Annotated in this window: 27 protein-coding genes; 19 read left to right on the top strand and 8 right to left on the bottom strand. The window is 52.6% G+C overall.

What is annotated here, in order from left to right; genetic code table 11:
• Nucleotides 1–75: 75 nt before the first annotated feature.
• From DPO_RS01575 to DPO_RS01560, 4 genes are all read left to right on the top strand, one after another.
• Nucleotides 76–1,599 (top strand): glutamate synthase-related protein, encoded by a 1,524-nt coding sequence (locus DPO_RS01575; protein ID WP_006963846.1) that lies wholly within the window; start codon nt 76–78, stop codon nt 1,597–1,599.
• Between the two features lie 305 nt (nt 1,600–1,904).
• Nucleotides 1,905–3,359, top strand: coding sequence for a B12-binding domain-containing radical SAM protein (locus tag DPO_RS01570; RefSeq protein WP_006963844.1), 1,455 nt, complete (start codon nt 1,905–1,907; stop codon nt 3,357–3,359).
• 52 nt (nt 3,360–3,411) lie between these two features.
• Nucleotides 3,412–4,200 (top strand): alpha/beta hydrolase, encoded by a 789-nt coding sequence (locus DPO_RS01565; RefSeq protein WP_006963843.1) that lies wholly within the window; start codon nt 3,412–3,414, stop codon nt 4,198–4,200.
• Between the two features lie 142 nt (nt 4,201–4,342).
• On the top strand, nt 4,343–6,373 hold the full coding sequence (locus DPO_RS01560) for an FAD-dependent oxidoreductase (RefSeq protein ID WP_006963842.1): 2,031 nt from the start codon (nt 4,343–4,345) through the stop codon (nt 6,371–6,373).
• 140 nt (nt 6,374–6,513) lie between these two features.
• On the opposite strand, the gene DPO_RS01555 is transcribed toward DPO_RS01560, so the two are convergent.
• The gene (locus DPO_RS01555; RefSeq protein ID WP_006963841.1) at nt 6,514–7,434 is read right to left on the bottom strand and encodes a manganese-dependent inorganic pyrophosphatase; all 921 of its coding nucleotides are present in this window, start codon (nt 7,432–7,434) and stop codon (nt 6,514–6,516) included.
• 353 nt (nt 7,435–7,787) lie between these two features.
• Between DPO_RS01555 and DPO_RS01545 the strand changes: the two genes are divergently transcribed.
• Both DPO_RS01545 and DPO_RS01540 read left to right on the top strand, forming a co-directional pair.
• Complete coding sequence (locus tag DPO_RS01545) at nt 7,788–8,096, top strand: YhbY family RNA-binding protein (protein ID WP_006963840.1); 309 nt, start codon at nt 7,788–7,790, stop codon at nt 8,094–8,096.
• Nucleotides 8,097–8,153: 57 nt separating this feature from the next.
• Nucleotides 8,154–9,224, top strand: a complete 1,071-nt coding sequence (locus DPO_RS01540) for a DUF933 domain-containing protein (RefSeq protein WP_006963839.1) — start codon at nt 8,154–8,156, stop codon at nt 9,222–9,224.
• A gap of 64 nt (nt 9,225–9,288) precedes the next feature.
• Here the strand turns inward: DPO_RS01540 and DPO_RS01535 are convergent, their stop codons facing one another.
• Genes DPO_RS01535 through pyrR form a run of 3 tightly spaced genes read right to left on the bottom strand, consistent with a single transcriptional unit; the run spans nt 9,289 to nt 10,738 of the window.
• Nucleotides 9,289–9,696, bottom strand: coding sequence for a hypothetical protein (locus DPO_RS01535; RefSeq protein WP_006963838.1), 408 nt, complete (start codon nt 9,694–9,696; stop codon nt 9,289–9,291).
• 2 nt (nt 9,697–9,698) lie between these two features.
• A complete protein-coding gene (locus tag DPO_RS01530; RefSeq protein ID WP_006963837.1) occupies nt 9,699–10,202 on the bottom strand; it encodes a MogA/MoaB family molybdenum cofactor biosynthesis protein in 504 nt (167 codons plus the stop codon).
• Entirely contained in the window at nt 10,199–10,738 is a 540-nt protein-coding gene (pyrR, locus tag DPO_RS01525) for a bifunctional pyr operon transcriptional regulator/uracil phosphoribosyltransferase PyrR (protein WP_006963836.1), read from the bottom strand. Before pyrR ends, DPO_RS01530 begins: the two co-directional genes overlap by 4 nt.
• Nucleotides 10,739–10,878: 140 nt before the next feature.
• On the opposite strand from pyrR, the gene mobA reads away from it, so the two are divergent.
• The 5 genes from mobA (at nt 10,879) to mltA (ending at nt 14,951) form a co-directional block, all read left to right on the top strand.
• Nucleotides 10,879–11,481, top strand: coding sequence for a molybdenum cofactor guanylyltransferase (gene mobA, locus DPO_RS01520; RefSeq protein ID WP_006963835.1), 603 nt, complete (start codon nt 10,879–10,881; stop codon nt 11,479–11,481).
• An 85-nt stretch (nt 11,482–11,566) separates the two neighbouring features.
• Nucleotides 11,567–11,959 (top strand): molybdenum cofactor biosynthesis protein MoaE, encoded by a 393-nt coding sequence (locus tag DPO_RS01515; RefSeq protein WP_006963834.1) that lies wholly within the window; start codon nt 11,567–11,569, stop codon nt 11,957–11,959.
• 22 nt (nt 11,960–11,981) lie between these two features.
• Nucleotides 11,982–12,488 carry a cyclic pyranopterin monophosphate synthase MoaC gene (gene moaC / locus DPO_RS01510; RefSeq protein ID WP_006963833.1) on the top strand — a complete coding sequence of 169 codons (507 nt, stop codon included), beginning with the start codon at nt 11,982–11,984 and terminating at the stop codon, nt 12,486–12,488.
• A 5-nt stretch (nt 12,489–12,493) separates the two neighbouring features.
• Nucleotides 12,494–13,672: a DNA recombination protein RmuC gene (locus tag DPO_RS01505; protein ID WP_152427549.1), complete on the top strand. Its 1,179-nt coding sequence runs from the start codon at nt 12,494–12,496 to the stop codon at nt 13,670–13,672.
• A gap of 58 nt (nt 13,673–13,730) precedes the next feature.
• Entirely contained in the window at nt 13,731–14,951 is a 1,221-nt protein-coding gene (gene mltA / locus DPO_RS01500; RefSeq protein ID WP_006963831.1) for a murein transglycosylase A, read from the top strand.
• A gap of 15 nt (nt 14,952–14,966) precedes the next feature.
• On the opposite strand, the gene DPO_RS01495 is transcribed toward mltA, so the two are convergent.
• From DPO_RS01495 to DPO_RS01485, 3 genes are all read right to left on the bottom strand, one after another.
• Nucleotides 14,967–16,001, bottom strand: a complete 1,035-nt coding sequence (locus tag DPO_RS01495) for an ATP-binding cassette domain-containing protein (RefSeq protein WP_006963830.1) — start codon at nt 15,999–16,001, stop codon at nt 14,967–14,969.
• Nucleotides 15,998–16,687, bottom strand: a complete 690-nt coding sequence (locus tag DPO_RS01490; protein WP_236609871.1) for an ABC transporter permease — start codon at nt 16,685–16,687, stop codon at nt 15,998–16,000. Before DPO_RS01490 ends, DPO_RS01495 begins: the two co-directional genes overlap by 4 nt.
• A 70-nt stretch (nt 16,688–16,757) precedes the next feature.
• Nucleotides 16,758–17,006, bottom strand: a complete 249-nt coding sequence (locus DPO_RS01485) for a hypothetical protein (RefSeq protein WP_006963828.1) — start codon at nt 17,004–17,006, stop codon at nt 16,758–16,760.
• A gap of 241 nt (nt 17,007–17,247) precedes the next feature.
• On the opposite strand from DPO_RS01485, the gene phoU reads away from it, so the two are divergent.
• Genes phoU through DPO_RS01470 form a run of 3 tightly spaced genes read left to right on the top strand, consistent with a single transcriptional unit; the run spans nt 17,248 to nt 20,417 of the window.
• Nucleotides 17,248–17,895 carry a phosphate signaling complex protein PhoU gene (gene phoU / locus DPO_RS01480; protein ID WP_006963825.1) on the top strand — a complete coding sequence of 216 codons (648 nt, stop codon included), beginning with the start codon at nt 17,248–17,250 and terminating at the stop codon, nt 17,893–17,895.
• A gap of 48 nt (nt 17,896–17,943) precedes the next feature.
• Nucleotides 17,944–18,642, top strand: coding sequence for a response regulator (locus tag DPO_RS01475; RefSeq protein ID WP_006963823.1), 699 nt, complete (start codon nt 17,944–17,946; stop codon nt 18,640–18,642).
• Nucleotides 18,639–20,417, top strand: coding sequence for an ATP-binding protein (locus DPO_RS01470; RefSeq protein WP_006963821.1), 1,779 nt, complete (start codon nt 18,639–18,641; stop codon nt 20,415–20,417). The genes DPO_RS01475 and DPO_RS01470 overlap by 4 nt, the downstream gene beginning before the upstream one ends.
• Here DPO_RS01470 and DPO_RS01465 read toward each other — a convergent pair.
• Nucleotides 20,408–21,247: an amidohydrolase family protein gene (locus tag DPO_RS01465; RefSeq protein WP_006963819.1), complete on the bottom strand. Its 840-nt coding sequence runs from the start codon at nt 21,245–21,247 to the stop codon at nt 20,408–20,410. The genes DPO_RS01470 and DPO_RS01465 overlap by 10 nt on opposite strands.
• A 92-nt stretch (nt 21,248–21,339) precedes the next feature.
• Here DPO_RS01465 and DPO_RS01460 point away from each other — a divergent pair, with 92 nt between their 5' ends.
• The 5 genes from DPO_RS01460 to rnc all read left to right on the top strand — a co-directional run bounded on the left by DPO_RS01460 (nt 21,340) and on the right by rnc (nt 26,140).
• Nucleotides 21,340–21,990 (top strand): precorrin-2 dehydrogenase/sirohydrochlorin ferrochelatase family protein, encoded by a 651-nt coding sequence (locus tag DPO_RS01460; protein WP_006963817.1) that lies wholly within the window; start codon nt 21,340–21,342, stop codon nt 21,988–21,990.
• Between the two features lie 13 nt (nt 21,991–22,003).
• On the top strand, nt 22,004–22,837 hold the full coding sequence (locus tag DPO_RS01455) for a cytochrome C assembly family protein (protein WP_006963814.1): 834 nt from the start codon (nt 22,004–22,006) through the stop codon (nt 22,835–22,837).
• Between the two features lie 10 nt (nt 22,838–22,847).
• Nucleotides 22,848–24,125: a glutamyl-tRNA reductase gene (gene hemA, locus DPO_RS01450; protein WP_006963812.1), complete on the top strand. Its 1,278-nt coding sequence runs from the start codon at nt 22,848–22,850 to the stop codon at nt 24,123–24,125.
• Nucleotides 24,126–24,208: 83 nt separating this feature from the next.
• Complete coding sequence (gene dksA / locus DPO_RS01445) at nt 24,209–24,571, top strand: RNA polymerase-binding protein DksA (protein ID WP_006963810.1); 363 nt, start codon at nt 24,209–24,211, stop codon at nt 24,569–24,571.
• Between the two features lie 6 nt (nt 24,572–24,577).
• Nucleotides 24,578–26,140, top strand: a complete 1,563-nt coding sequence (gene rnc, locus DPO_RS01440; protein WP_006963809.1) for a ribonuclease III — start codon at nt 24,578–24,580, stop codon at nt 26,138–26,140.
• Nucleotides 26,141–26,144 lie beyond the last annotated feature (4 nt).

Here is a 26,144-nt window from a genome sequence, read left to right as displayed (position 1 = left end):
CTGTCAGCGCCATCCCGGCAACCATCAGAAAATGCGTGTTGCAATTAAATAACCGTTCAGGAGGTGTGTTCTAAAATGACCTATTCACCCAAATTAAGTTCCGGTTTCACGTTTGCCAGAAACCGGAGCACGTTTGTTTCGCCCCAGTCGGGCATGTGCTCGTTTTGCACCCAGGACTGCAGCGGTACCTGCGAGATCGCCCAGGCGGCCGTGCTGGGAGCCCAGACCGTGTATCCCACCACCACGGGGAACAATCAGATTGCATCGGAAAAAGATTATCCCGTTGATTATTCCCATTTCAATATCAACGGCCGGGTGTTCGGGGCCCGGGGCATGTCTGAAACCAATGATGATGCCACTATTTTCAATGTGGATCTGGAACGGACATATGGGTTTTACAACACGGTCAAGATGACCATGCCCGTGATTCTGCCGGCATTGATCAAGCTGAACTGGCAGGATTATTTTTCCGGGGCCGCCATGGCCGGTGTGACCTGTGTGATCGGGGAACATGCCAGAAACAATGAACCGGATTTGAAAATCGAGCAAGGACAGGTCACGGATTTTCCGCTGCTGGGAAACGCGTTGGACTGCTTTGCCAGATATGACAGAGGGTATGGCCAGATTGTTGTGCAATGCAATGTGGATGATGACCTGATGGGGGTGCCCCAAATCGCCATAAAAAAATATGGTGCCAAGGCCATTGAGATCAAATTCGGGCAGGGGGCCAAAGGTACCCAGCCGGCCATCCGGGTCAAGGATCTTGAGACCGCACGGGTCAAACAGGAACAGGGAAACCTGGTGTATCCGGACCCGGGGGATCCTGTGGTTCAAAAAGCCTATGAAGACGGGGTGTGCCCCAATTTTTACACCTATGGCCGGCTGCCGCTGTGGACTGAAAATTCCCTGACAGACCATATTGCCATGCTGCGGGATATGGGGGCCAAAAATATTTATTTTAAAATGGCGGGATATGACCGGGCCGATATTGAAGAAGTCATTTGCATCGCGTGTCAGGCCAAAGTGGACATGATCACCTTTGACGGGGCCGGGGGAGGGTCCGGTTACAGCCCGTCAAAAATGATGAACGAATGGTCGTTGCCCACCATCTGTCTGGAAGATGCCGTGGTGCGCATCTGTCACCGCCTGAAATCGGAAGGATACCAATTGCCGGCCATGGTGATGACGGGCGGATTTGCCAGCGAGGATCAAGTGTTCAAGGGCCTGGCGTACGGGGAGGGCCATGTGCTGGCAATCGGGCTGTGCCGGGCGTCCATGGCGGCGGCCATGACCGGGAAAACCATTGGGGAACAGATCAGAAACGGCCAGGTGCCGGAACGGTTCAAATCCTATGGGGCCACCATCGAGGAAATTTTTTGTGATCTCCCGGATCTGCGCGCCCTGTACGGCACACAGGCAAACACATTTTCCACAGGCGCCATCGGGGTATTTTCCTATCTCAACAAAATAGCTTTTGGATTAAAGCATTTTGCCGCGTTGAACCGGAAATTCAACCTGGATCTTCTGGATAAAACCGACCTGATTGCGCTCACATCCGAAACCAGGGCCCTGATGGCGGATCAGTGGTTTGTGCCCTGACCGTCAGGTGGCAGCGGATTTTATCCTTTTTGTTTTTTTTTCTCTTTTTTCTCATTCCGTTTTTCTTTTAAGGTTTTTTCCGCCTTTTTTTTAACGGTTTTTTGAGTGTCACGCGGTTTGCTCATGATGGGTTCTCCTGTTTAGATGATGTCCTGTAGTGGGTGGCAGGGATGAATATAAATGGATTGTATCTTTGTTGTATCAAGACTGCAAGCGATGATTGCACCCTCCTTGTGCCTGGGTGTCAATCATCGGGCCGTCATATGGGTTGAGAAATTCTCCAGCTTCTGGTACATCACGGGGTTATGAAACATGCCGTGCTCATCAACAACGCCCATATTGAAAACTTCAGTGTCCGGCACCTGGGGGCGTATCTGAGATCCCGGGGATTCCGGGTGTCCATTATTCATTACGAAAGCCGCAAGGAATCGGTGTTTGAGCCGATGCCGGTACGGGCCCTCGAAATGCTGGCCGATTTTTGTAAAGAGGTCGATCTGGTGGGAATCACCCTTTTGACCACCCATTTGGTGCCCCGGTGCCGGCAGATCACAAGGTACCTGAAAGACCGGATCACGGCCCCGGTAATCTGGGGCGGGCCGCCTGTGATTGCTGATCCGGTCCAGTTTCTGGACGAGGCCGACCTGGTGTGTGCCGGAGAAGGGGAGGCTGTGATGGAACAGCTGCTGAACCGGGTGCCGTTCCATCAGATCCCGGGCCTGGGATATGCGGCAGCTGACGGCCGTGCCCGGGTCAATGACCTGCCACCCATGCTGGAAGTCAATGACCTGCCCATCCCCCGGGTGGACCTGGAAAACGGGTATGTGCTGACCGAATCCGGCCTGGTGCCCATGAAAGACACGGTGCCGGACACCCTGTCCACCTACAGCGTGCTGATGGTCAGAGGATGCCCTTACCAGTGCGCCTACTGCCTGAACAGCCGGTTGAGGCAGGTGTTTGAAGGCAAAGGCCCGTATGTGCGCAAGATCGAGGTGGGCCGGGTCATGGAGGAGCTGGTGTGGGCCAAAACCCATATCCCCCACCTGAGGCGGATCATCATCGATGATGATGATTTTTTTCTTAATTCAGAAGACCGGATGGCCCGGTTTCTGGACCGGTACATGAAAGAGATCGGCCTGCCCGTGTTTTACATCCAGGCCAACACCCGGCAGATCACTGAAAAAAAGCTGGATATTCTGGTGAACAGCGGTCTGGACCTGCGGTACCTGAAGATCGGACTTCAGTCCGGCAGCCAGCGGATCAGCAAAGAGATCTTCCATCGCCCCCTGGACCGGCAAGCCTACCTGAAAAAGCTGGAAATGGTGATGAAAAGAAACATCCGGGTGATGATCGATGTGATTTCAGACAATCCCTATGACACCCTGGCCGACAAATATGCGGTACTTATGTTTTATCTGGATATTCTGAAGCGGATTCCGGACCCGTCCATCGAGCGGCCCGTGAAAATTTATGACCACAAACTGATGTATTATCCGGGCACCCCGCTGTATGAAAAGGTGTTAAAGGACGGGCATATCCGGGCTGATTATGTAAACCAGGTGCTTTTGAAACGCAGCACCCTGCGCCTGCACGAAGAAGACCGGGACCATGATGCCCTGATGGTGGCTTTATTCAATACGGCTGCCAACCGGAAACCGTTTCACCGCACAGCTCACCTGCTGCTCAGGGTGCTGGCCGTGCCGCCGGTGTTCCGGGCTGCGGTCCGGTACCGCCTGGCCAAAGTCCTGAACCGGTGGATCTGAAAAAATCACAGATCAAGATGGATAACGGATTAAAGATTGAGGAGAACCTGCCATGACAGACAGCAATTCCCACGATTACAACGCCCTGGATCACCCCGGAATTCTGGCGTATATCTTTCATCCCCGTGCGTGCATGCGCCCGGCAGGGCCTGATGACATTCTGATTCCCGTGGAAGAGAATGTTCACATCGGGGCCTGCTTTCATGTGGCCGGCAAATCAGCCCCCACTATTTTGTTTTTCCATGGCAACGGGGAGATCGTGTCTGATTACGATGATCTGGGGCCGTTGTACACCCGCATGGGCATCAATTTTTTTGTGGTGGATTACCGGGGGTATGGCTGGTCAACGGGCACTCCCACGGTATCGGACATGATGGCGGACAGCCACAGGATCATGGATTTTGTGACACAGTGGTGCCGGGAACAGGAATTCACAGGGGCTTTGTCCGTCATGGGCCGGTCTTTGGGCAGTGCCTCGGCCATCGAGCTGGCGGCCACCCGGCCCTCCGAGGTGGAAAATCTGATTGTGGAAAGCGGGTTTGCCGCTACCGAAAGCCTGCTCAGAATACTGGGGCTTGATCCGGCGGCCCGGGGCATCCGCATGGCCCGGGAACTGGACAACCGGGAAAAGATCCGGCAATGGACGGGGCCGGCATTGATTATCCACGGAGAACAGGACCAGCTGATCCCCTTTTCCCACGGCCAGGCCCTGTACGATGCCTGCCCGTCGTCTGAAAAAAGACTGATAAAAATTGCCGGGGCCGGACACAACGATATTTTTCTGCGGGGCCTGGAACCGTATCTGGCTTCTGTGAAATCCCTGGTTTTGCCGACGGTATGACCGCCCGGCCCCTGCTGAAATAATTAATCAAATTCAGGGATATGGTTGACATTTTGGCTTGCAGATGGTTATACAGTACAGGATTAATCCGGCGCAACCGGCCGGTACAAGAGGATAACATAAAAACCATAGAGGATACGGCATGATTCAATCGATTCTGATGATGGGGGGACTGGGAGTCGTCATCGGCACGGCCCTGGTGATCGCGTCCAAGGCATTTTATGTATATGAGGACCCCAAGGTCCTGGCTATTGATGATGTACTGCCCGGTGCCAACTGCGGCGGCTGTGGCATGCCCGGGTGTACGGCCAATGCCCAGGCCATTGTGGCCGGAAAAGCCAGTGTCAACTCATGTGTGGCGGCCGGGGATGATGTGGCCCAGGCCATTGCCGCCATCATGGGGGTGTCCGTGGCTGAAAAAGAACCGGAGTTTGCCGCCCCGGGATGTTATTACGGCAACAACAAGGCAGACCTTAATTATGCCTATCAGGGAATCAGAGACTGCCGGGCCGCTGCCATGCTTTTAGGGGGAATGAAAGTCTGTCATATCGGATGCCTGGGTTTGGGCACCTGTGTGACCGCCTGTATGTTCAACGCCCTTTCCATGGGACCGGACGGACTGCCCGTGGTGGATCAGGAAAAATGCACGGGGTGCGGGGCCTGTGAAAAAATCTGTCCCAAAAATATTATCCGGCTCACATCCGTGACAAGGCGCATCATTCGTGAATACACGATCCAGGACTGCACCACCCCCTGCCAGCGGGCCTGTCCTTCCGGGCTGGATATCAGAAAATATGTGGGATTGATCCAGGAAGGGGATTATGCCGGATCTCTGGCCGTGATCAAGGAAAGAATGCCGTTTCCATCAGTCATTTCCCGGATCTGTCCGGCATTGTGCGAGTTTGACTGCCGGCGGCTGCTCCAGGATGAAACCGTGGCCATCAACGATCTTAAACGGTTTGTCTGCGATTATGAAAGAAAACAGTCACAACGGATTCAGCCTTATAAAGCCCCGGCCACAGACAAGAACGTGGCCGTGATCGGCGGCGGTGTGGAAGGATTGGCTGCCGCGTATTTCACGGCCCGTCTGGGTCATGCGGCCACGGTTTTCGAGAAAACCGAAGTGCTGGGCGGCATTTTGCGCACCGCGATTGCCAGAGAGCGCCTGACCATGGATCTGCTGGACTGGGATATCCAGGGGATTCAGGATCTGGGGGTGACCTTTAAAACCGGCGTGTCCGTGGGAACGGACATTACCATTCCGCATCTTTTGGCAGGTGAGGGATTTGATGCCGTGTTCATTGCCACGGGCGGATGGGACTCCCGCATGGCCAGAAACGAAGGGGACAACCCCACGCCGCTGTTTCCCGGCGCGCATCTGCTCATCGATCTGGTGCGCAGCGGGCAAAATGAAAACATCACCGTTTCCTGCGGCAGGCATGCCGTGATCACGGGCGGGGGAAAATTTCTGGCAAACGCCGTGACAACCCTGCTGGAAAAAGGGGTTAAAACCGTGACGGTCGTGTCCAGAAAACCGGAAGATGATCCGGATGTGGATCTGACAAATCTGGATGCTGAGGCAGCCCAGGCCGTGACCGTGGTGTATAACACCGGTATCACAAAGGTGATGGGACAGGAAGAAAACCTGACCGGCGTGGAAGCCGTGGATCTTTTTTCCGGTGAAAAACGCGAAATTGCGGCAGATACATTGATCATCGGGGCCGGGCGGTTTCCGGAACTGGTGTTTGTGCCCGTGAAAGAAACGGATGAAACCGGTGAGATGATTGCCGGAGGTGCCCTGGCATGGGAAGGGCTTGAACTGCCGAAAAAACCGGATGTCCCGCCCCAGACCGGTCTGTTGTCCAAACAGGATGTGATCTCCGAATATCCGTCCGCCGTGGCTGCCATCAATGGCGGCCGAAAAGCGGCAGCTGCGGTGCATCATTTCATGTACGGCCTGGAATTTCAGGATCCTGACCTGTTGATCACCCAACACAGCCGGATCCAGAATGTCACACAGATCCAGCAGGTGGAAACCACACCAAAAACCGCCTGGGATGATCTGGCTCAGCCCATGGCGGCCGCCACGGGGTTTTCCGAGGCAAAGGCCCGCAAGGAAGCAAACCGGTGCCTGCAGTGCGGGTTGATCTGCTATGAAAAACAAAAAGCCTGACAAATGATCGCCCCGGCGGGTGTCCGATAGAAGCATCCGCCGGCGGTTCGCTGAGAACAAAATAAAGGGGGCCGGCATCTGAATGAATCAGATGCCGGCCCCCTTTTTGTTATTCAGCGATGGTGCAGGTTTTTAACGTATCAGCTGAACGCTTTTTCCAGGTCCGGTACGATCTGTTTTTTCCGGCTCATGATGCCGGGCAGCCAGGCTTTCCCGTCTTTGGGGGCCACGCCGAAGGCTTTTTCGATGACCGATTCGTCATCGGATGCCACCAGCAGTTCCGTGCCTTCCTTCATGATGTCCGTGAGCATTAAAAGAACGGAGTGGTGTCCTTTTTCCGCTTTCAGGGCCTTGATATCTTTTTCCAGGTCTGCCTTGATGCCGTCCACAATGGACAGGTCCACCAGTTCCAGCTGGCCCACGCCCACGCCCTTACCGCTCATGTTGAAGTCTTTGTAATCCCGGAACACCAGCTCCCGGATGGGGGTGCCTTCCACGGCGGATTTGACCTTGAACATCTCAATGCCCAACGCTTCCAGATCAGACTCACCGCAGATCTCGGCCAGTTCCGCGCACACGGCCTTGTCTTCATCCGTGCAAGTGGCGGATTTGAAGATCACGGTGTCGGACAGAATGGCGCACAGCATGATGCCCGCGACATCCTTGGGAATTTCCACGCCCAGGTATTTGTACATGCGGGAGATGACGGTGCAGGTGCAGCCCACGGGCCAGATCCAGCATTCCAGGGGCTGACCCGTGGTCACATCCCCGAGTTTGTGATGGTCCACAATGCCTAAAATGTTGGCTTCTTTCAGGTCATCCGGGCTTTGGGCCAGGTCGGAATGATCCACCAGGTACACATCTTTGCCGGCAAAACTGGTTACCACGGCCGGGGCGGCCACGCCGAATTTATCCAGAACGAATTTGGATTCCGGGTTGAGTTCACCCTGGGCGGCCGGGGCAATATCCTCACCCAGTTTTTTCTTGAGATCTGCCAGTGCGATGGCGGCACAGACAGAATCTGTATCCGGGTTTTTGTGGCCAAATACCAAAGTTGTCATAAAACCTCCTAACTGATTAATGTCATGTTTATACAAAAAGATGATGCGGTATGTCACCCATCATCATACGGTTTCACAGTGATGCCTGTCCGTTGTCTGATGCCGTGAAATGGCAAAAAACCGGACAGATCCATTTAAAATCAGAGTATCTTATAAAATTTATCGGCAATATACACAAGGAAAATTTTAAAAATTCAAGCCGGTTTGAACCGGTTGGTCCATGGCGGAACATCAGGATTTTATTTTTAAAAACCCGGGACATGAAGGCGGGTTTTTTCCTTGTTTCTGTTCAAGCATTTTTTTCTGTGGTATAAGGCTTATTTTAAAACCCAATCAAGACGAAGGATAATAACATGGCGATGCAGTTGACCGGGAGCCAGCGCAAATATCTGCGGGGTCTGGCCCATCATTTGAATCCCGGGGCGTTTGTGGGCGCCAAAGGGGTGACCCAGGCCCTGGTGGAAGAAATCGAAACCGCCCTGGACGGGGCTGAACTGATCAAGATCAAGTTTGTGGATCATAAGGATAAAGCCGTTAAAACCGGGCTGCTCGACGAGATTTCCCGGCAGACAGGCGCAACAATGGCCGGCATGGTGGGGCATGTGGCCGTGCTGTACCGGCCCCACAAAAATGCGGAAAAAAGACGGATTCATCTGCCCTGAACGGGTTTTGTGCGGGTCAAAATTTAAACGTAAACAATCAAGGGAATACCCAATTTTATGAAAGTCGGTATTATCGGCCTGCCCCAGACAGGCAAGAAAACGTTGTTTCAGATTTTAACGGGAAATGCGGCACTGGATCCGGCAAAAGCAAACAAACCCGTGCCCGGGGCCGCAGATATCATGGACTCCCGGTTCAACACCCTGGTGGATATGTATCAGCCCAAAAAACAGGTCCGGGCCCGGCTGGATCTGGCGCTGCTGCCCAGGCTGGAAGCCGAGACCATTGCCGGCGGCGAGATTTTCAGGGATATTGCGGACATGGATGCGATCTGTCATGTGATCCGCGCGTTTGAAGATGATGCTGTGTATCATGCCCAAGGATCGGTGAATGCGTGGCGGGATTTTGAGAATGTGAATGCGGAACTGCTCATGCATGATCAGATTTTTGCGGAAAAACGGATCCAGCGGCTGGCCGATGAGGTGAAAAAAATAAAAGATGAGGCCCGGCAGAAAGAACTGGATCTGATGCAGCGCATTCAGGCACACCTGGAGCAGGAAAATCCGTTGCGGTTGATGGCATTGTCCCCGGATGAGGACAAAATGATCCGCAGCTATCCGTTCATCACCCGGAAAAAAATGGTGATTGCCGTGAACGTGGCGGAAGAGGATCTGGGAAACCAGGATCTGCTGGCCCGGTTTGCCCCGGCCTGTCAGGCCCAGGCCATCGAGGTCATGCTGGTGTCCGCCAAAGTGGAAGCGGAAATCGCATTACTGGACACGGCATCGGAAAAACAGGAGTTTCTGGATGCGCTGGGCATTGAAGAAACAGCCCTTGAAATGCTCACCCGGCTGTGCTTAAGATCTTTGAACCTGATCTCTTTTTTCACTGTGGGCAAAGACGAAGTACGGCAATGGCTGGTGCGCCGGGAAAGTACGGCGCCCCGGGCGGCCGGGGTCATTCATTCGGATCTGGAAAGAGGATTCATCCGGGCGGAAGTGTTTTCCTATGATGATTTGATCGCTTTCGGATCGGAAGCGGAATTGAAAAAAGCCGGCCGGTTCTATGTGGAAGGTAAAACCTATCTGGTCAAGGACGGGGATATTTTAAACATCCGCTTTTCCGTTTAACGGGTGTCTTGTTTTTATTGATACAAGGCGGGTTCCGATCAGACCCCGCCTTGTATGACATCCGTTATTCCGGTGCGTTGGCGTGGGCTTCGGTGAGCCGCTGTTTCAGATACGCCATGTCATCCGGATCATATTCATCCAGATCAAAACAATACCCGTCTTCTCCTAAAAGTCCTTCGGGAATCAGGTCCCCTTTTTCCTCCGGGTCCGTGATCATCTCTCCGTAAAAGCACACAGAGAGCCACCGGTTGTCCGGATCATCGTCAATGACATCCACCATGGCAAATAACTGGCGCTTTTTCTGAAGGTCATGTTTCGGACGCACGGAATAACTGACCGTGGGCCGGGCCACAAATTCCAGCCCGGTTCTGTCCAGGGTCTTCAAGTGGGCCAGCAGTTCCTCAAACGCCTGTTTGATCCGAGTATCGTTGTCTTTCCATGCTGCAATGAATGGGTTCAGTTCTGTTGTCATGATTATTCCCTCATATGTTTGAGCAGGTGTCCGATTTCCGGAAAAATCAATGCGTTGCAGGCCAGTTTGCAGGCTTTAAGACTGCCCGGGATGCAGAACACCAGGATATTTTTGATAATACCGGCCGTGGCCCTGGAACCAATGGCTGCCGCATCGATCTCTTCAAAAGAGAGCTGGGCAAACACGGGGCCGAATGCGGAGAGCGTTTTTTCAAAGAACGGGTGTACCGCTTCAATGGTCACATCTTTGGGGCTGATGCCCGTGCCGCCGGTCATGATCACTGCATGGGGGGTTATTTTTTCCACCACATGGGTCAACAGATTCCGGATGTCAGTGATATCATCTTTTACCACCTGGTGAATCACCACCTCATGTCCTTCTTTCTGGGCCTGTTTTTTGATCCAGGCCCCGCTTTTATCATCTGCCAGCTTCCGTGTGGTGGATATGCTGATCACCGCTATCCGGATATGCTGGACCGCTTTTTTCCTGTGTTCTTCAGTGCTCATGAATTGATTTCCCTGAATACCAGATCCTGATCATCATGTTCGGACACATGCACCTGGATGGTATCCTGGTGACCTGTGTCCATAAAAATGCCTTTGTAATCCGCCTGAATGGGCAGCTCCCGATGGCCTCTGTCCACAAGGATGGCCAGTTCGATGCGGGCAGGGCGGCCGAAATCCATGAGCGCTTCCATAGCGGCTCTGATGGTTCTGCCGGTGTACAGCACATCATCCACCAGAACAATATTGGTGTCGTTCACGCTGAACGGAATATCAGACGGCCTGACAACCGGCTGATGACTGATTTTTGTCCAGTCATCCCGGTACATGTTGATATCCATGCTGCCCACGGGCAGGGTCACATTCTCAATTTTCCGGATCTGGTCTGCCAGGCGGTGGGCCAGAAAATCTCCCCGGGTCTGAATCCCCACCAGGGCCAGATTGTCGGCACCCTGGTGTTTTTCAATGATTTCGTGGGCGATTCGGGAAAGAATGCGTTTGAAATCCGAAGCATTGAGAATGGGTTGTGTCTGTTTCATGACCTGCCTTTCATTTACAAAGGGGTTTATACCAAAAAAAAATGTACCACCTTTTCCACCCGGGAGCAATACCTTGATTTTCAGGGGAAGTCAGATATAATGCACCCGCATGGATGAGCATTGACAAAGGATGGATGCCTATGGAGCTGGACTGCACAGGGGTGATTCTGGCCGGCGGGAAAAACAGCCGGCTTCCGGGGAAAAAAAAGACCTTTCACCGGGTTGGAGACACAAGCATACTGGAAAAATTGTGTGCGCTTTTTTCAAAACTGTTCAAGGAAACCATCATCGTGGTGAATGAACCTGAAGAATTCATGGGTCTGGACATGATGGTGGCAACCGACATCATCCCGGCCCGGTGTGTGCTGGCAGGGCTGCATGCCGGGCTGTTTTATACGTCCTACCCGTATGCGTATGTGACTGCCTGTGATATTCCTTTTGCCAGTGAGGCCGTGATCCGGCATCTGGTGGACCGGGTCAGAACCGGGGATCATGTGGTCATCCCCCGGACGGATGACGGGCTGGAGCCGTTGTCGGCCGTGTATTCCAAAGAGTGCATTCCTTTGATCGAAGACAGTTTGAAAAACAATATATTCATGATTAAAAAATTTTATAAGAAAAAACATGTCCGGGAGGTGCCCGTGTCCGTGTTGAAACGCCTGGACCCGGACATGGGATTTATTTTTAATGTGAACACGCCGTCTGATCTGGAAAAAGCCAGACAGATGGCAGTAAAACAATAATGGGGTCAGGCCTTGTCTTTTTGATATTTTTATACAAAACGTCAAAAAAACAAGGCCTGACCCCGTCCGATGAAAGGAAAGATGGATGGTGGAAAAAGATAGAAAAGACAGTCCCGTGACCCTGGCGCAGATGGTGGCAGATATCAAGGCCCATCCGGAATTTGCAAAAGCCGGAATGATTCTGGCCCATAACGGGGTGGTGCGGGAAACCGCCAGAGACGGCCGGGCCGTGACCGGGCTTGAGATTGAAGTGGATCATGCCCGGCTCGAACAGATCCTGACAAAGGAACGGGCCCGTCCCGGCATCCTGGATATCCAGGTGCACATCCGGGAAAACAAACTTCTCAAAGTGGGGGATGATGTGATGTTTCTGGTGGTGGCCGGCAATATCCGGGAAAATGTGATCGCCGCCCTGACCGACACCCTCAACCAGATCAAGGCGGATGTGACCCGGAAAACACAATTTTTTCAACAATGAACCTGCCCCTAAGGAAATATTTATGAATGAATTTACCCACCTGGATAATCAGGGCCATGTGCGCATGGTGGATGTGGGACACAAGGATCAGACACTGAGAACCGCTGTGGCGGAAGGGAACGTTGTCATGCACCCGGACACACTGGCCCGGATCATGGATGAAAAAGTGAAAAAAGGCAATGTGCTGGAAACCGCCCGCATTGCCGGGGTCATGGCTGCCAAGAAAACCGCGGATCTCATCCCCATGTGTCATCCGCTGAACATCACCCATGCAGGCATTGATTTTTTTTTCGAACCCGATACGCACAGCATCAGGATTCAGGCCACCGTGTCTCTGACCGGCCGGACCGGGGTGGAAATGGAGGCATTGACCGCGGTTTCCGTGGCCGGGCTCACCATTTATGACATGTGCAAATCCTATGATAAAGGCATGGTGATATCAACCGTACGTCTGATTTCCAAATCCGGGGGAAAAAGCGGCACCTGGCAGGCAAAGGATGTCCCGGAAAACAGGAAGCCTTCGGTGTGACAGACATGTTGGTCACCCTGGAGAACCTGGGGTTTCTGGGGGTCGGCTTTGTTCTGGGGGTGGTGGGGTGCGCCCTTCTGGTCCGCATCACCGGGGCCATGGCCGCTACCCGGATGAAACAGGTGTCGGACCAGGCGTTGTACCAGCATGCCAACCGGTTCATGGAAATGGCGGACCGCTATTTCAAGGGCTATGTCCGGGAGGCGAAAAAAGATTTTTCCATCCAGGGCCAGGCCCTCCGTCAGACCATGGATCCGGTGCGCCAGGCCATGGACCAGTATGAGACAAGGCTCCGGGCCATGGAAGCATCCAGAGAACGGACCAATGGGGCTGTGTTTGAACAACTGGCCCAGATGGGACGGGTCCAGCATCAGCTGCACCTGGAAACCGGGAATCTGGTCAAGGCCCTGCGTCTGCCCCATGTCCGGGGCCGATGGGGGGAGATCACTCTGAGAAAAGTGGCGGAGCTGGCCGGCATGGCCCGGTATTGCGACTTTCAGGAGCAGCCCGTCAAAGGTGCGGGAAAGGGGGCGTTGCGGCCGGACATGGTGGTGACTCTGCCGTCGAACCGCCGGATCGTGGTGGATGCCAAAGTGCCGCTCATGGCGTATCTGGATGCGCTGGAAGCGGATAATGAAGAGGAAAAACAGGCCCGCATGGCCGATCATGCCCGCCAGGTGGCGGTCCATATCAATCAGCTGGCATCCAAAAATTATGCGGCGGCGTTTTCGCCGTCCCCGGAATTTGTGGTGCTGTTTATTCCGGGAGAGAATTTTTTTTCCGCCGCGTTGAGTCAGCAGCCCACCCTGATTGAGCAGGGGGTGGAAAAAGGCGTGATCCTGGCCACCCCCACCACATTGATCGCTTTATTGAAATCCGTGTCCTATGCCTGGCAGCAGAAAGAAGGGATTGAAAATGCCGAAAAGATCCGCACGGCCGGAATGACGTTGTATCGTCGCCTGTGTGCCATGGCAGAAAGCATGAACCGTCTGGGAAAAGATATTGATACCTGTGCGGCAAGTTTCAATCGGGCCGTGAACGTCATGGAAAAAAAGGTCATGCTCCCGGCCCGGGAACTGGAATGCCTGGGGGTGGCTTCCCGGAAAATGCCGGATATCTCATCCATTGACCCGCCGGATACGGGCACACGGGTGTTCAAAGAAAGGTCTGATCGTGAAAAATAAAATGCGGATCCAATTTTGTTCAATCCGAAAAAATTGCCGGAAGCCGGGAAAAATCATTTTGGCTGCCTTGCTGATAACCCTGGCCGGATGCGGGGTATTCACAGACAAAGAGCAGGTCGAGGTCCGAAAACCGGCCCTGGAAAAGCTGACACAAGCCCGGTACCCTGATTTTTTTGACAGCCTTGATTTTTCAGGATTTCAAACGGCGTTGAATCAGAGCCTGGTTTATTACAACCGATTGCCGGGTGACCGAATCATTGAATTCGGCCCGGATCAGTACACGGTCAGGCATATGGCGGAATCTTTGAAAACCCTTCAGGCGTTTCTGGAGACCCGTCCGCCGGCAACGGCCGTGAACCGGTTCATCCGGGAGCGGTTTCATGTCTATGCCAGCACAGCCAATGACAAGGATCAGGTATTGTTTACCGGATATTTCGAGCCCACCTACAGCGGCAGTCTGTATCCGGATGAACGGTTTCAATATCCGCTGTATCCGGTTCCCCAAGACCTGGTGGAAATTGATCTGGCCAATTTTTCCGACCGGTATCAGGGACATGACCGGCTCAGAGGACGGGTCAAAAAAAATCAGGTGGTGCCGTATTTTTCCAGAAAACAGATCAACCAGATGACGGATTTTCATTTACAGGCCCCGCCCGTGGCCTGGCTGGAAAACCGGGTGGACCGGTTTTTTCTGGAGATTCAGGGATCCGGCCGGATCCAGACCCCGGAAAACAAGATCGTGCGGATCCGGTATGCCGGCACCAACGGCAATGCGTACCGTTCCATCGGCCGGTATCTGATCGCCAACCAGGAGATTGAAAAAGAACAGATGTCCATGCAGGCCATCCGGCAATGGTTGGAAGCCAACCCCCATCGCGTGGAAGAAGTGCTCAGTTACAATGACAGTTTTGTTTTTTTCAATATCGCCTCCGGCGGGCCTTTCGGCAATATCAATGTGACTTTGACCCCGTTGCGGGCCATGGCCACGGATTATCGGATATTTCCCAAAGGGGCGCTCTGCTTTATCGAAACCCGGCTGCCAAAAATGGCTTCCAGCGGTTTGACCCAAGGGGAGGTTAAAGGGAGTCCGGAATCCTGGCCGCCTGTTTCCCTGTTTGTCATGAATCAGGATACGGGCGGGGCGATCCGGGGTCCGGCCCGGGCCGATCTGTTCTGCGGCAGTGATGAATATGCCCGGTTCACGGCCGGTCATATGAATGTGAGAGGAAACATGTATTTTCTGGTGATGAAAAAACAGGGTGAAAAAGCAACCCTGTAACGCCGGCCCGAACGCTCAATGCCACCGGATGTCCCAGGAATTGAACGCCAGGATGACAGGCATGCCCGGCTGAAGATTCAGCTCAGACGCCTGCCCCGGGGGGATGCCCAGCATAAAAGAGATACCGCCGGCATCAATGGTGGTCATGATGTCCCCGTGCTGCCCGGTCATGTACATGGACTGCACCTGTCCCCGGATCTGGTTGTCTGCGGAAACATCCATTTTTTCCGGCCGGATCACCCGGATATGTTTCCGCTGGATCACGGCTGTTTTTCCTGTCGATACCGCTGGCGGCACCTGGATGACCTGCCCGTCCCCCAGGTACCGGGTCCATTTTGGGTTGTCCGGGTGGGGGCGGGTGTATGGGCCGGGAATGGTGATTTCCTGGCCCGTGGCAAACAGAGCGCCATTGTTGATGGACAGCTGGGTGTCGCTGCACGTGAACAGCCAGGGCAGATCATGGCTGGTGATGACCAGGGTGGTGCCCCGGTTTTGTCGGGCGGCCAGAGATGCCTTGCGGATCAGGGCTGCGCTTCGGGTGTCCACGCTGGCCACGGGTTCATCCAGCAGCAGCACCTCGGGCCGGAGTATCAGGCGGGCCGCCAGGGCGACCCGCTGGGCTTCACCGCCGGAAAGTTCATGCCACTGGCGGTATGCAAACCGGTCAAAATCCAGTCCCACCTCTGCCATGACCTGTTGTACCCGCTGTTTCAGATCCCGGGGAGGGCGGCGGATTTTCAGCCCATAGGCAATATTGTCGAATACGGATCGTTTCAGCAGATAGGGCTTCTGGGTCACCAGAGAGACTTTGCCCTGGATTGCTTCAGAAAACGGATACTGGGGTGTGCCGTTGAACCACACATGGCCTGAGGACGGGCGCATGGCAAAAGCCAGAATCTTGAGCAGGGTGCTTTTTCCGGATCCGTTGGGACCCATGAGCCCAATGATGGCCCCTTTGGGAATTTCCAGGTGGGCAATATCCAGCACCTGCTTGTCTCCGTAAAAATGAGTCACGTTATCCAGACGGTATGCGGGTGGCGTGAAAGTCATTGTTTCCTTAGAAAAGACAGACAGATATTAACACACAGAGCAATGGCCATGAGAACGATTCCCAAAGCGATCCCGTCGGCAAACTGACCTTTGTTGGTTTCCAGGGCAATGGCCGTGGTCATGGTGCGGGTATGGTATTTGATATTGCCCCCCACCATCATGGCAATGCCCACTTCCGTGAGAACCCGGCCAAAAGCAGTGACCACCCCGGCCAGGATTCCGTAGCGCACTTCCCACAGACAGGTGCGCAATATATGGTGCCTGCCTGCGCCCAGGGACACCAGGGTCAGTTTCAGATCCGGATCGATGTTTTCCACGGTGGCGGCGGTGATGGCGATGACAATGGGCAGGGCCAGCACGGTCAGACCCATGGCAATGCCGGTGAGGGTGAACAACAGGTGCCATTCTCCCAAAGGTCCCCGGCTGGAGATCAGGGCATAGACGATCAGGCCGATGCAGACCGTGGGCAGGGCCAGAAGCGTGTCCACCAGTGTTTTGGTATGGCGTTTGCCGGGGAAATCAAAATATCCCAGCACAAATCCCAATGGCAGTCCAATGGTCAGACTGATGATCATGGCAATGGTGGAGACCTTGAGCGTGGCCGCGATGGCGGACGTGGTGGCCGGATCCAGGTGAATCAGCAGAAAAAACGCCTTGATGAATCCGTCAACAATATAATCCATCATTCACCGGAATTGTTAAGATATGATGATATATCAGAATAATACATGGATCTGAAACCTTTAATCTTTTTTGTCAACGGTCTTTTAAAAACAGTTCATGGTATTCATCTTCAGTAATGTGTTGTTTGAGAAAACCATGAATGCATTGATATATTTTTTCCAGTTCATCATCGGACAACCGAGGAACAAACGTTTTCATGAATGTGTCTTCGGAAAATTTCTGCAGATAAAACATGAGGGTCTGTTCATCGGTTTCTCTGTCCATGCCAAAGGCGCCTAACCCCTGGTAGGTGTGTATGAATTCATGGGTATCTTTTTTCATGGGAGCTCCTGAATTTTTTTTTAAATATGCTGATCTTTTTAGCCTGATATGGCGGATGAAGCAAGCCTTGACAAATATATTTCATCTGATTTAATGGTTGGATAACAATGCCCTAATACAATTCTAGCAAAAAAAAGATAGAAAAACAAAATCAGCAGTCACATGCATGAACGGTATGCAGGGAGATGGTCTCCCTTTTTTCGGCAGTCTGTGGTTTTTTTATTGTATTCAAGGAGGCAGTATGGCAACCCATTTGCATCGGGCAATGGACAAAATTAAAAAAGAGATCCTCGCATTGGGTGCACTGGTGGAAGACCGGTTCAGAAAATCGATTCACGCGGTCCGCACCCAGGATCTGGATCTGGCGCAATGGGTCATTGATTCCGATTATGAAGTGGATGACCGGGAAATTGAAGTGGAGGAAGAGTGCCTCAAGATTTTGGCCCTGTATCAGCCGGTGGCCACGGATCTGCGGTTGATCGTGGCCGTGATCAAGATCAATAATGACCTGGAACGGATTGCCGATTACGCGGGAAATATTGCCCGCCGGTTTATCACCTCGGCGGAGGATCCCGGTAAATTTAAATATGATTATACGGCCATGGCGGAACAGGCGGTCAATATGCTGAAGCTGAGCCTGGACGCGCTGGTGGGCATGGATGTGGCCACGGCCTATCATGTTCTGGAAATGGATGACGAGGTCAATACCATGCGGGACGATGCGTATCAGACCATGAAAGCCGATATCCAGGCCCATCCAAACATGGTGGCGGAAATTATCAATATGTATCTGATTTCCCGGCATATTGAGCGGATCGGAGACCACACAACCAATATCGCTGAAGAGGTGATCTATCTGATTGAAGGAGATATTGTCCGCCATACCTGATACGGATATGGCGTTTGACCAACCGCATTGAACAGGAAGAGAAACCAGATGCCCAGGGAAACCATTTTGATTGTCGATGATGAAGAAGATATCATCGAGCTGATTAAATATAATCTGAAAACCGAAGGATATGTCATTTTGACAGCCGGCACCGGCGAACAGGCCATTAAGACGGCCAAACAGTCTTTGCCGGATCTGATCGTTCTGGATCTGATGCTGCCGGGCATTGACGGCCTGGAAGTCACCCGGTATCTGAAAAAAAATGACCAGACCGCGGGTATTCCCATTGTCATGGTTACGGCCAAAGGCGAGGAATCCGATGTGGTCACCGGGCTGGAACTCGGGGCCAATGATTATATTTCCAAACCGTTCAGTCCCAGGGAGCTGGTGGCCCGGATCCGTGCCATTTTGCGGCGCCGCAGAAAAACCGGTGACAAGGAGACGGCATCCGGTATCCGTCAGGTGGGAGACATGGTCATCGACCAGGCCCGGCATGTGGTGACCATCCAGGGAGAACCCGTGGACCTGACCCTGTCTGAGTTTGAACTGCTGTCTTTTCTGGCGGACAAAAAAGGGTGGGTGTTCACCCGGGGCCAGATCATGGATGCTATTCATGGGGAAAATTATGCGGTAACGGAACGGAGCATCGATGTCATCATTGTGGGACTGCGCAAAAAATTGAAATCCCATGCCGGTCTTATAGAAACTGTCCGGGGGGTTGGATACCGGTTCAAAGAATCATTATGAAAAAACAAAAACTGATCTGGCAGATATTTCCATTATTTCTGATCATCATCATCATTTCTCTGTCCCTGGAAGCCTGGTATTTCAACCGCCATTCCCGGCAGTTTTTTCTGGAAAACACGGAAAAAGAACTGATGGTCCGGGCGCGGCTGATTGAATTCAAGATTACTGAAATTTTGTCCGGAAAACCGGTACAGAACCAAAAACTCAATGACCTGTGCAGGGATCTTGGAGAATCCATTCAGACCCGGGTGACTGTTGTCGCCCCGTCAGGCGAGGTGATGGCAGATTCGTTAGCCCGTACAGCCACCATGGAAAATCATAAAAACCGGCCGGAAATTCAAACCGCACTCACCGGTGAAAAAGGGGTATCAATCCGGTACAGCCGGACACTGGATCAGAACATGATGTATTTTGCGCTGCCTGTGGAAGGAAACACCGGGATCGCGGCCGTGATTCGCACCGCAATTCCCCTGACCGCCATTGAAAAAAATATCCGGTCCACCCGGAACAAGGTATTTGGTTTTCTGATACTCACGGTCATTGCTGCTGCCGGTGTTTCCTGGTATGTGACCCGGAAAATCATTCAACCGCTGGAAGCAATCAAAAAAGGGGCCCAGGCTTTTGCAAGAGGCGATCTTTCCAATCGACTGGCGGTGCCGGATACGGAAGAACTGTCGGAGCTGGCCCGATCCATGAACCAGATGGCGGAGAATCTGACGAACCGGATCCAGGAGGCCCTGAACCGGCAGCGGGAACTCGAGGCTGTGCATGCCAGTATGCAGGAAGGGGTGATTGCCATTGATAACCAGGAAAAAATCATCACCATCAATGATGCAGCGGCCCGGATTTTCAATTTTCCCGCCATAGAGATGAAAAATAAAAATGTGCTGGAAGTGGCCAGAAATTATGAACTTCAAAGCTTTATCCGCACGGCCCTTTCAACCCATGAACCCGTGGAAGATGACATCCTGATTCATCAGGATAAAGATCATATTCTCAATATTCATTCCAGCGCGTTGTGGGACAGTCAGGATCATCGCATGGGCACGCTGATCATTTTTCATGACATCACCCGGATCCGGCGCCTGGAAAAGATGCACAAGGATTTTGCCGCCAATGTGTCCCATGAACTCAAAACCCCGCTGACCACCCTCAAGGGGTTCATCGAGACCCTTCAGGAAATGCCGGACAGTTCATCCGAGGACCGGTCCGGGTTTTTGAAAATTCTGGAAAAAAATGTCAACCGGATGATCGAACTGATCAATGATCTGTTGTCCTTATCCCGTCTGGAGCGGCTGGAAGGCACAGGGGTCCGGTTTGCCGACAATCAGTTGTTTATCCTGATTCAAGGGGCGGTGGCGGCCTGTGGGCCATTGGCAGAAAAAAAACAGATCCAGATTCAAATCACTTGCCCCCAAGATCTGACAGTCCGGGTGGATCCGGTTCTGATGGAACAGGCCATTGTCAATCTGGTGGAAAATGCCGTGAAATACAGCCTTAAAAATTCTCAGGTCGATATCTGTGCCCGCAGCACAAGCAAGGATATCCAGATTGATGTCAGAGATGCCGGCCCCGGGATTGCCAAAGAACATCTGCCCAAGATCTTCAACCGGTTCTACCGGGTGGACAAAGGCCGGAGCCGTCAGGAAGGAGGGACGGGGCTGGGGCTGGCCATTGTGAAACACATCATCCAGTACCACAATGGCCAGATCACGGTGTCATCCGTGAAAGGCAAAGGCACTGTCTTTCATATCCGGTTGCCGTCTCATGCATAGAACATGGCTGCGTTGTCGCCTAAAACGGCCTGCTTCTCTTCTTTTGTCAGGCCGGAGGCATCCAGATCCCGGTAATAACGGTCCGGGGGCAGCAGTGGGAAATCAGTGCCCAACAGCACTTTGTCCCCGACCCCGGCCTGGACAGCCATGTCATAGACCGCCGGATCATACAGAAACGGAGAGGCAGCCGTGTCGTACCAGACATTTTTCAGGGTTTGCTTGAGCTGTTTTTTCATGATGTGGTAAAAAAAGATGCCGCCCCCCCAGTGGGCCAGAATGATCCGGTTGTCAGGAAACGAGGCTGCCAGTTTCTGAATCTGTTCCAGGGTGACCGGTGTTTTTCCGGGATAGGCATGGCCCACCGGCTCGTTGGTGTGGATCATGCACGGCAGGTTGCCTTTTTCCCGCAGTACCGCCATGATATCGGTCAGCTTTTCCAGAGCACTGTCGTCGATACCCGACAGGTAAAACGCCAGTTCCCCCACACCGGACAATCCGGCATCAATGCACCGCAGTGCTTCATTTGCCGCTCCCTGCCAGGCCGCATCAAAACAGGCCAGGCCCCGGAGCCGGTCCGGCCATCGGTTGACACAATCGATAATATAGTCATTGTTTTTTTTTGTATAGTCCGGGTTCCGCCAGGGAAATCCGCAGGCGCAGGCAATATCCACGCCATGAGCGTCCATGGCTTCAATCAGCTCATCTCCTTTGGCCATCAGGGCTTTGGGGTTTTTGTACAACAGAGTGAATTCCGGTTCATGGGCAAAAAGTGCGGATCGATCCGCTATAAACGATTCCGGAAACAGATGGGTATGGGTATCAATGATCATGGTCTTTCCTTCATGAATTGTTGTTGAAAAAAACGTGCCATCAATATATAGTATCTGATTTACACAGACAAGGGGTGAATCCTGGGGACGAGATGAAATATTATCCGATTTTTCTCAATGTCAAAGACCGGCCGTGCCTGGTGGCGGGCGGCGGTCAAGTCGGGGCCAGAAAAGCAAAAACCCTTGTATCGGCAGGGGCGTGGGTCACTGTGGTGTCCCCTGAATTTTGTGATCACCTGGCTGAAATGCCCGGGATTCGAAAAATTCAACGATGTTTTGATCCCAAAGACCTTGACCAGATTTTTCTGGTATTTGCCGCCACCGGGGATACGGCGGTGAACCGGCAAATTCAGAACCTTGCCAGAAAAGCCCGGGTATTGTGCAACAGTGCGGATGCTCCGGATCAGGGTGATTTTATTCTGCCCGCGGTCATGAACCGGGGTGATTTGATTTGTGCGGTCTCCACTTGCGGGGCCAGCCCGGCGTTGGCCAGAAAAATCCGCATGGATCTGGACCAGGCCTATGGCCCGGAATATGCCACGTTCCTGGTTCTCATGAAAGCGGTCCGGGAAAAACTGCTGGCATCAGGCCATGACCCGGATGGCCATAAACATATTTTCAGAACCATGATGGAAAGAAATCTGCCGGGTCTGGTGGCGGCAAATGATATGGCAGCCATCGATGCTGTGATGCAGGAACTGCTTGGCAGCCAATTTAATGTGAAAGAGTTGATACCTCAATAATCAGGAGCTGTTTATGGGCGTGCAAACAGGAAATACGTTGCTGCAGATAGCGTTTCTGCTTTATGTGTCAAGCCTGGCCGGGTATCTGGTTTTTCTGGTCCGCCAAAAAGATCGGATTCAGAAAATATCTTTTTACCTGATTGCCATGGGCGTCGGAATCCATCTTGCCGGAATGCTGACCCTGGGTGTGACAATCAAAGGCCTGCCCGTTCAGAACCTGGTCCAAAGCCTTTCCATGGCGGCCCTGGCCCTGGGTGCCATGTTTTTATATGTGCAATATAAATTCAATCTGAAAATGCTCGGGTTGTTTGCGGCCCTGATTTTATCGATCACCATGCTGTCGGCCCTGGTTTTGCCCGATACCCAGGCTCCCCCCAACGATGCTTTCAAAGGGGTATGGTTCTATTGTCACATTCTTTTGATTTTTGCAGGGGATGCCGCTTTGGGTCTGGCCTGTGGTGCCGGCATCCTGTACCTGCTCCAGGAAAAAGGGATCAAGGCCAGAAATCCGGGATTTTTTTTCAAGCGTCTGCCTTCCCTGGACTTTCTGGATGATGTCAGTCATGCCTGTATTACCACGGGATTTTTTCTGCTGACCCTGGGACTGGTCACCGGGTTTGTGTACGCCAAAGTATTGTGGGGCCATTTCTGGAGCTGGGATTTCAAGGAGGTCTTTTCCCTGGGGGCCTGGTTTGTCTATGCCGTGCTGCTCCATCTGCGGTTTTATGCGGGCTGGCGGGGAAGAAAATCCGCCATCATGACCATTGTGGGATTTGCCATCATTGTTTTCACCTTTCTGGGCGTCAATTTATTTCTGGGCGGGCATCACCAGGAATTTACCAAATAGCGGGAAAACCATGCCAAATATCATACTCATCGGTATCAACCATAAAACAGCGCCAGTGGCGCTCCGGGAAAAACTTTCTTTTTCAATAGAGGAAACCCTGGCTGCTCTGGAAACCCTGAAGCAGCATCCGGGTATCAAGGAGATCTTGATTTTCTCCACCTGCAACCGCACGGAAATTTTATATGTGGCCTCCCGAAGCGGCACTGTGGATACCTTGATCACCTTTCTTTCCGGCAGCAAACAGATTTCACCGTCTGAATTTGTGCCGGCGTTGTATATCCTTCGCAAGGAAGAAGCGATCCACCATCTGTTTCGCGTGGCGGCCAGCCTGGATTCCATGATGGTGGGAGAACCCCAGATTTTAGGCCAGATCAAGCTGGCTTATCGAACCGCAGTGAAAGCCGGTACGTCAAAAGTGCTGCTCAATCGGATGATGCACAAATCGTTTTCCCTTGCCAAAAAGGTTCGCAAGGAAACCGGGATCGGCGATAATGCTGTGTCCATAAGCTATGCGGCCATTGAGCTGGCCAATAAAATTTTCAGCGATCTGTCCACCAAAACCGTGATGCTTTTAGGGGCCGGAGAGATGGCGGAACTGGCCGTGGAACATTTGATTTCCCATAATGTGGGTCAGATCCGGGTATCCAACCGGACATTTGAAAATGCCGTGGCTTTGGCCGAACGGTTCAACGGCCGGGCCTTAGGGTTTGAAGAACGGGTGGATGCCCTGACTGAAGTGGATATCATCATTTCTTCCACGGGTGCCACCGACTATGTGATTACTGCGGATCAGGTTAAAAAAGCCATGAAAAAGCGAAAGTACCGGACCTTGTTTTTTATCGACATTGCCGTGCCCAGAGACATTGATCCGAAAATCAATCAGTTGTCCAATGTGTATGTGTATGACATCGATGACCTTAAAACCGTTGTGGCCTCCAATATCCAGCAGCGGGAGCAGGAAACCGTGAAGGCGGAACGGTTTGTGTCCGAGGCGGTGATCAAGTTCAGGCAATGGCTGGACAGCCTGGCCATCGTGCCGACCATCAAGGCGCTCAACGAGAAGATGACGGGCATCGTGGAAATGGAATGTGATAAGACCCTGTCCCATTTATCCCACCTGGCCGAACCGGACAAAGATGCCATTCGCCGGATGACCCAGGCCATTGCGACCCGGGCGATTCACGATCCTATCATGTTTTTGAAACACACGGGCGGTCATCGGGATGATTCATTGTACCTGAATGTGGCCAGGCAGCTGTTTAACCTGGATATGCTGGAAAATCAATAAATTCTTTACAAGTGCGTAATGCCTGATATAATACCCAATTTAATGTTTCTGGACCTTTGACCTTTAATTGAAGGATGGACACCATGAAAAAAGAAGATCTGGAATATTTCCATACCCTGCTGACCGAGCGGCTCAATGAACTGCTGAAACATGCCGACAGCACTGTGACCGGTATGACCCAACCCAAGGAAAATTTTGCCGATCCCACGGATCGGGCCTCCCATGAAGCGGAAAGAAGTTTTGAACTGCGGATTCGCGACCGGGAACATAAATTGATCAAAAAAATCAAAAAAGCTTTGGAGCGGATTGAAAACGGCACTTTCGGACGGTGCGAAACCTGCGAGGAAGAGATCTCCATCGAACGGTTGAAAGCCCGGCCCGTGACCACCCAGTGTATTGAATGCAAAACCCGGGAAGAGGACATGGAAAATGCCTTAGGGCTTTGACCGATATTGCCATTGATTGATCTTCACATACATTCTACCGCCTCGGATGGGTCCCTGTCTCCGTATGAGATACTGGCCCTTGCCCAGGACAGCGGTGTCCGGGCGATTTCTTTGACCGATCATGATACCATTGACGGGATTCATGACATTCTGGATGATCTGCATGCCTTTGCTCTGGATTTCATCACGGGTGTGGAAATCTCCTGTGAACCACCAAAAGGGTTTGATGGTCTCGGAAGTGTTCATTTACTGGGATATGGATTTTCCCTGTATGACCGGCAGTTGAACCAGGCCCTGACCACCGCGAAAATCGCCCGCAGGCAGCGGAATCCGAAAATCATCCGGCAATTGCAGCACCTGGGTCTGGATATCACCATGGCTGAACTGGAAGACCGTTTCAAGACCCGTCAGATCGGCCGGCCCCATATTGCCGAAATGATGGTGGAAAAAGGCATGGTCTCATCATTCAGTGACGCGTTTGATACTTTTCTGGGAAATGGGTGCCCCGCATATGTTGAAAAGTATAAAATGCCGTGCGATCAGGCCATCCAGACGATTCTGGACGCCGGAGGCGTTCCGGTTCTGGCGCATCCCGGCCTGCTGTCGTTCAAAGCATCCAAAGACCTGGAACGGTTTGTGGATACCCTGGTGGGATATGGACTTCAGGGGATTGAAGTCTTCTATACCGACCATGATGCCCGGAAAACCGCTTATTTCAAGACCCTGGCCCGGAAGAAAAAATTACTGGTCACCGGGGGATCGGATTTTCACGGCAGTTTCAACCAGGGGGTAAGTCTGGGCCGGGGAAAAGACAACATCCGGGTACCCTACACCTGCTTCAAATCATTGACGGACCGGGTCACAGCCATGCGCAATCTTCACAACCGGCTGGATATTTTAGAAAATAATCTGGGATATCGGTTTGTTGACCGGTCCCTGCTTCAGACGGCTCTTTGCCACCGGTCTTTTCTGAACGAAAATCAAACGGTGTGCGATTCGGACAATGAGCGGCTGGAGTTTCTGGGAGACGCGGTATTGGGCCTGTGTGTGGGGCATATCCTCATGCAGCAGAGCCCGACAAAAAAGGAAGGAGAATTGTCCCGGCTCCGGTCCACCCTGGTGAGTGAACCGTCTCTGGCAGACATGGCCAGAATCATTGATCTGGGTCGTTTTATCCGATTGGGAAAGGGAGAGGCCGGTTCCGGAGGCGGGGACAAGAACTCGATTCTTTCCGACACCTTTGAAGCCGTGGTGGCGGCCATCTTTCTGGATGCCGGGTTCGATGTCACCTGCGATCTGATTCAGCACCTGTTTGAGGAAACCGTGGACCGGCTGCTGGCCAAAGACTGTACCGTGGATTATAAAAGCCGTATCCAGGAATATGCCCAGGAGGTGTTTTCCCAGGCACCTGTGTATACCGTGACCCGGGAATTCGGGCCGGACCACGACAAAACCTTTGAAATCTGCCTGGAACTGGCCCATATTCAGACCCGGGGATTCGGCAAATCCAAAAAAGCTGCTGAGCAGGATGCCGCAGGGAAAGCCTTGAACCTGCTGAAAAAAAAATGATCTC

Origin of the sequence: Desulfotignum phosphitoxidans DSM 13687 (assembly GCF_000350545.1) — a bacterium.
Classification (GTDB): Bacteria; Desulfobacterota; Desulfobacteria; order Desulfobacterales; family Desulfobacteraceae; genus Desulfotignum; species Desulfotignum phosphitoxidans.
This window is presented reverse-complemented; position numbering and strand designations above follow the sequence as displayed.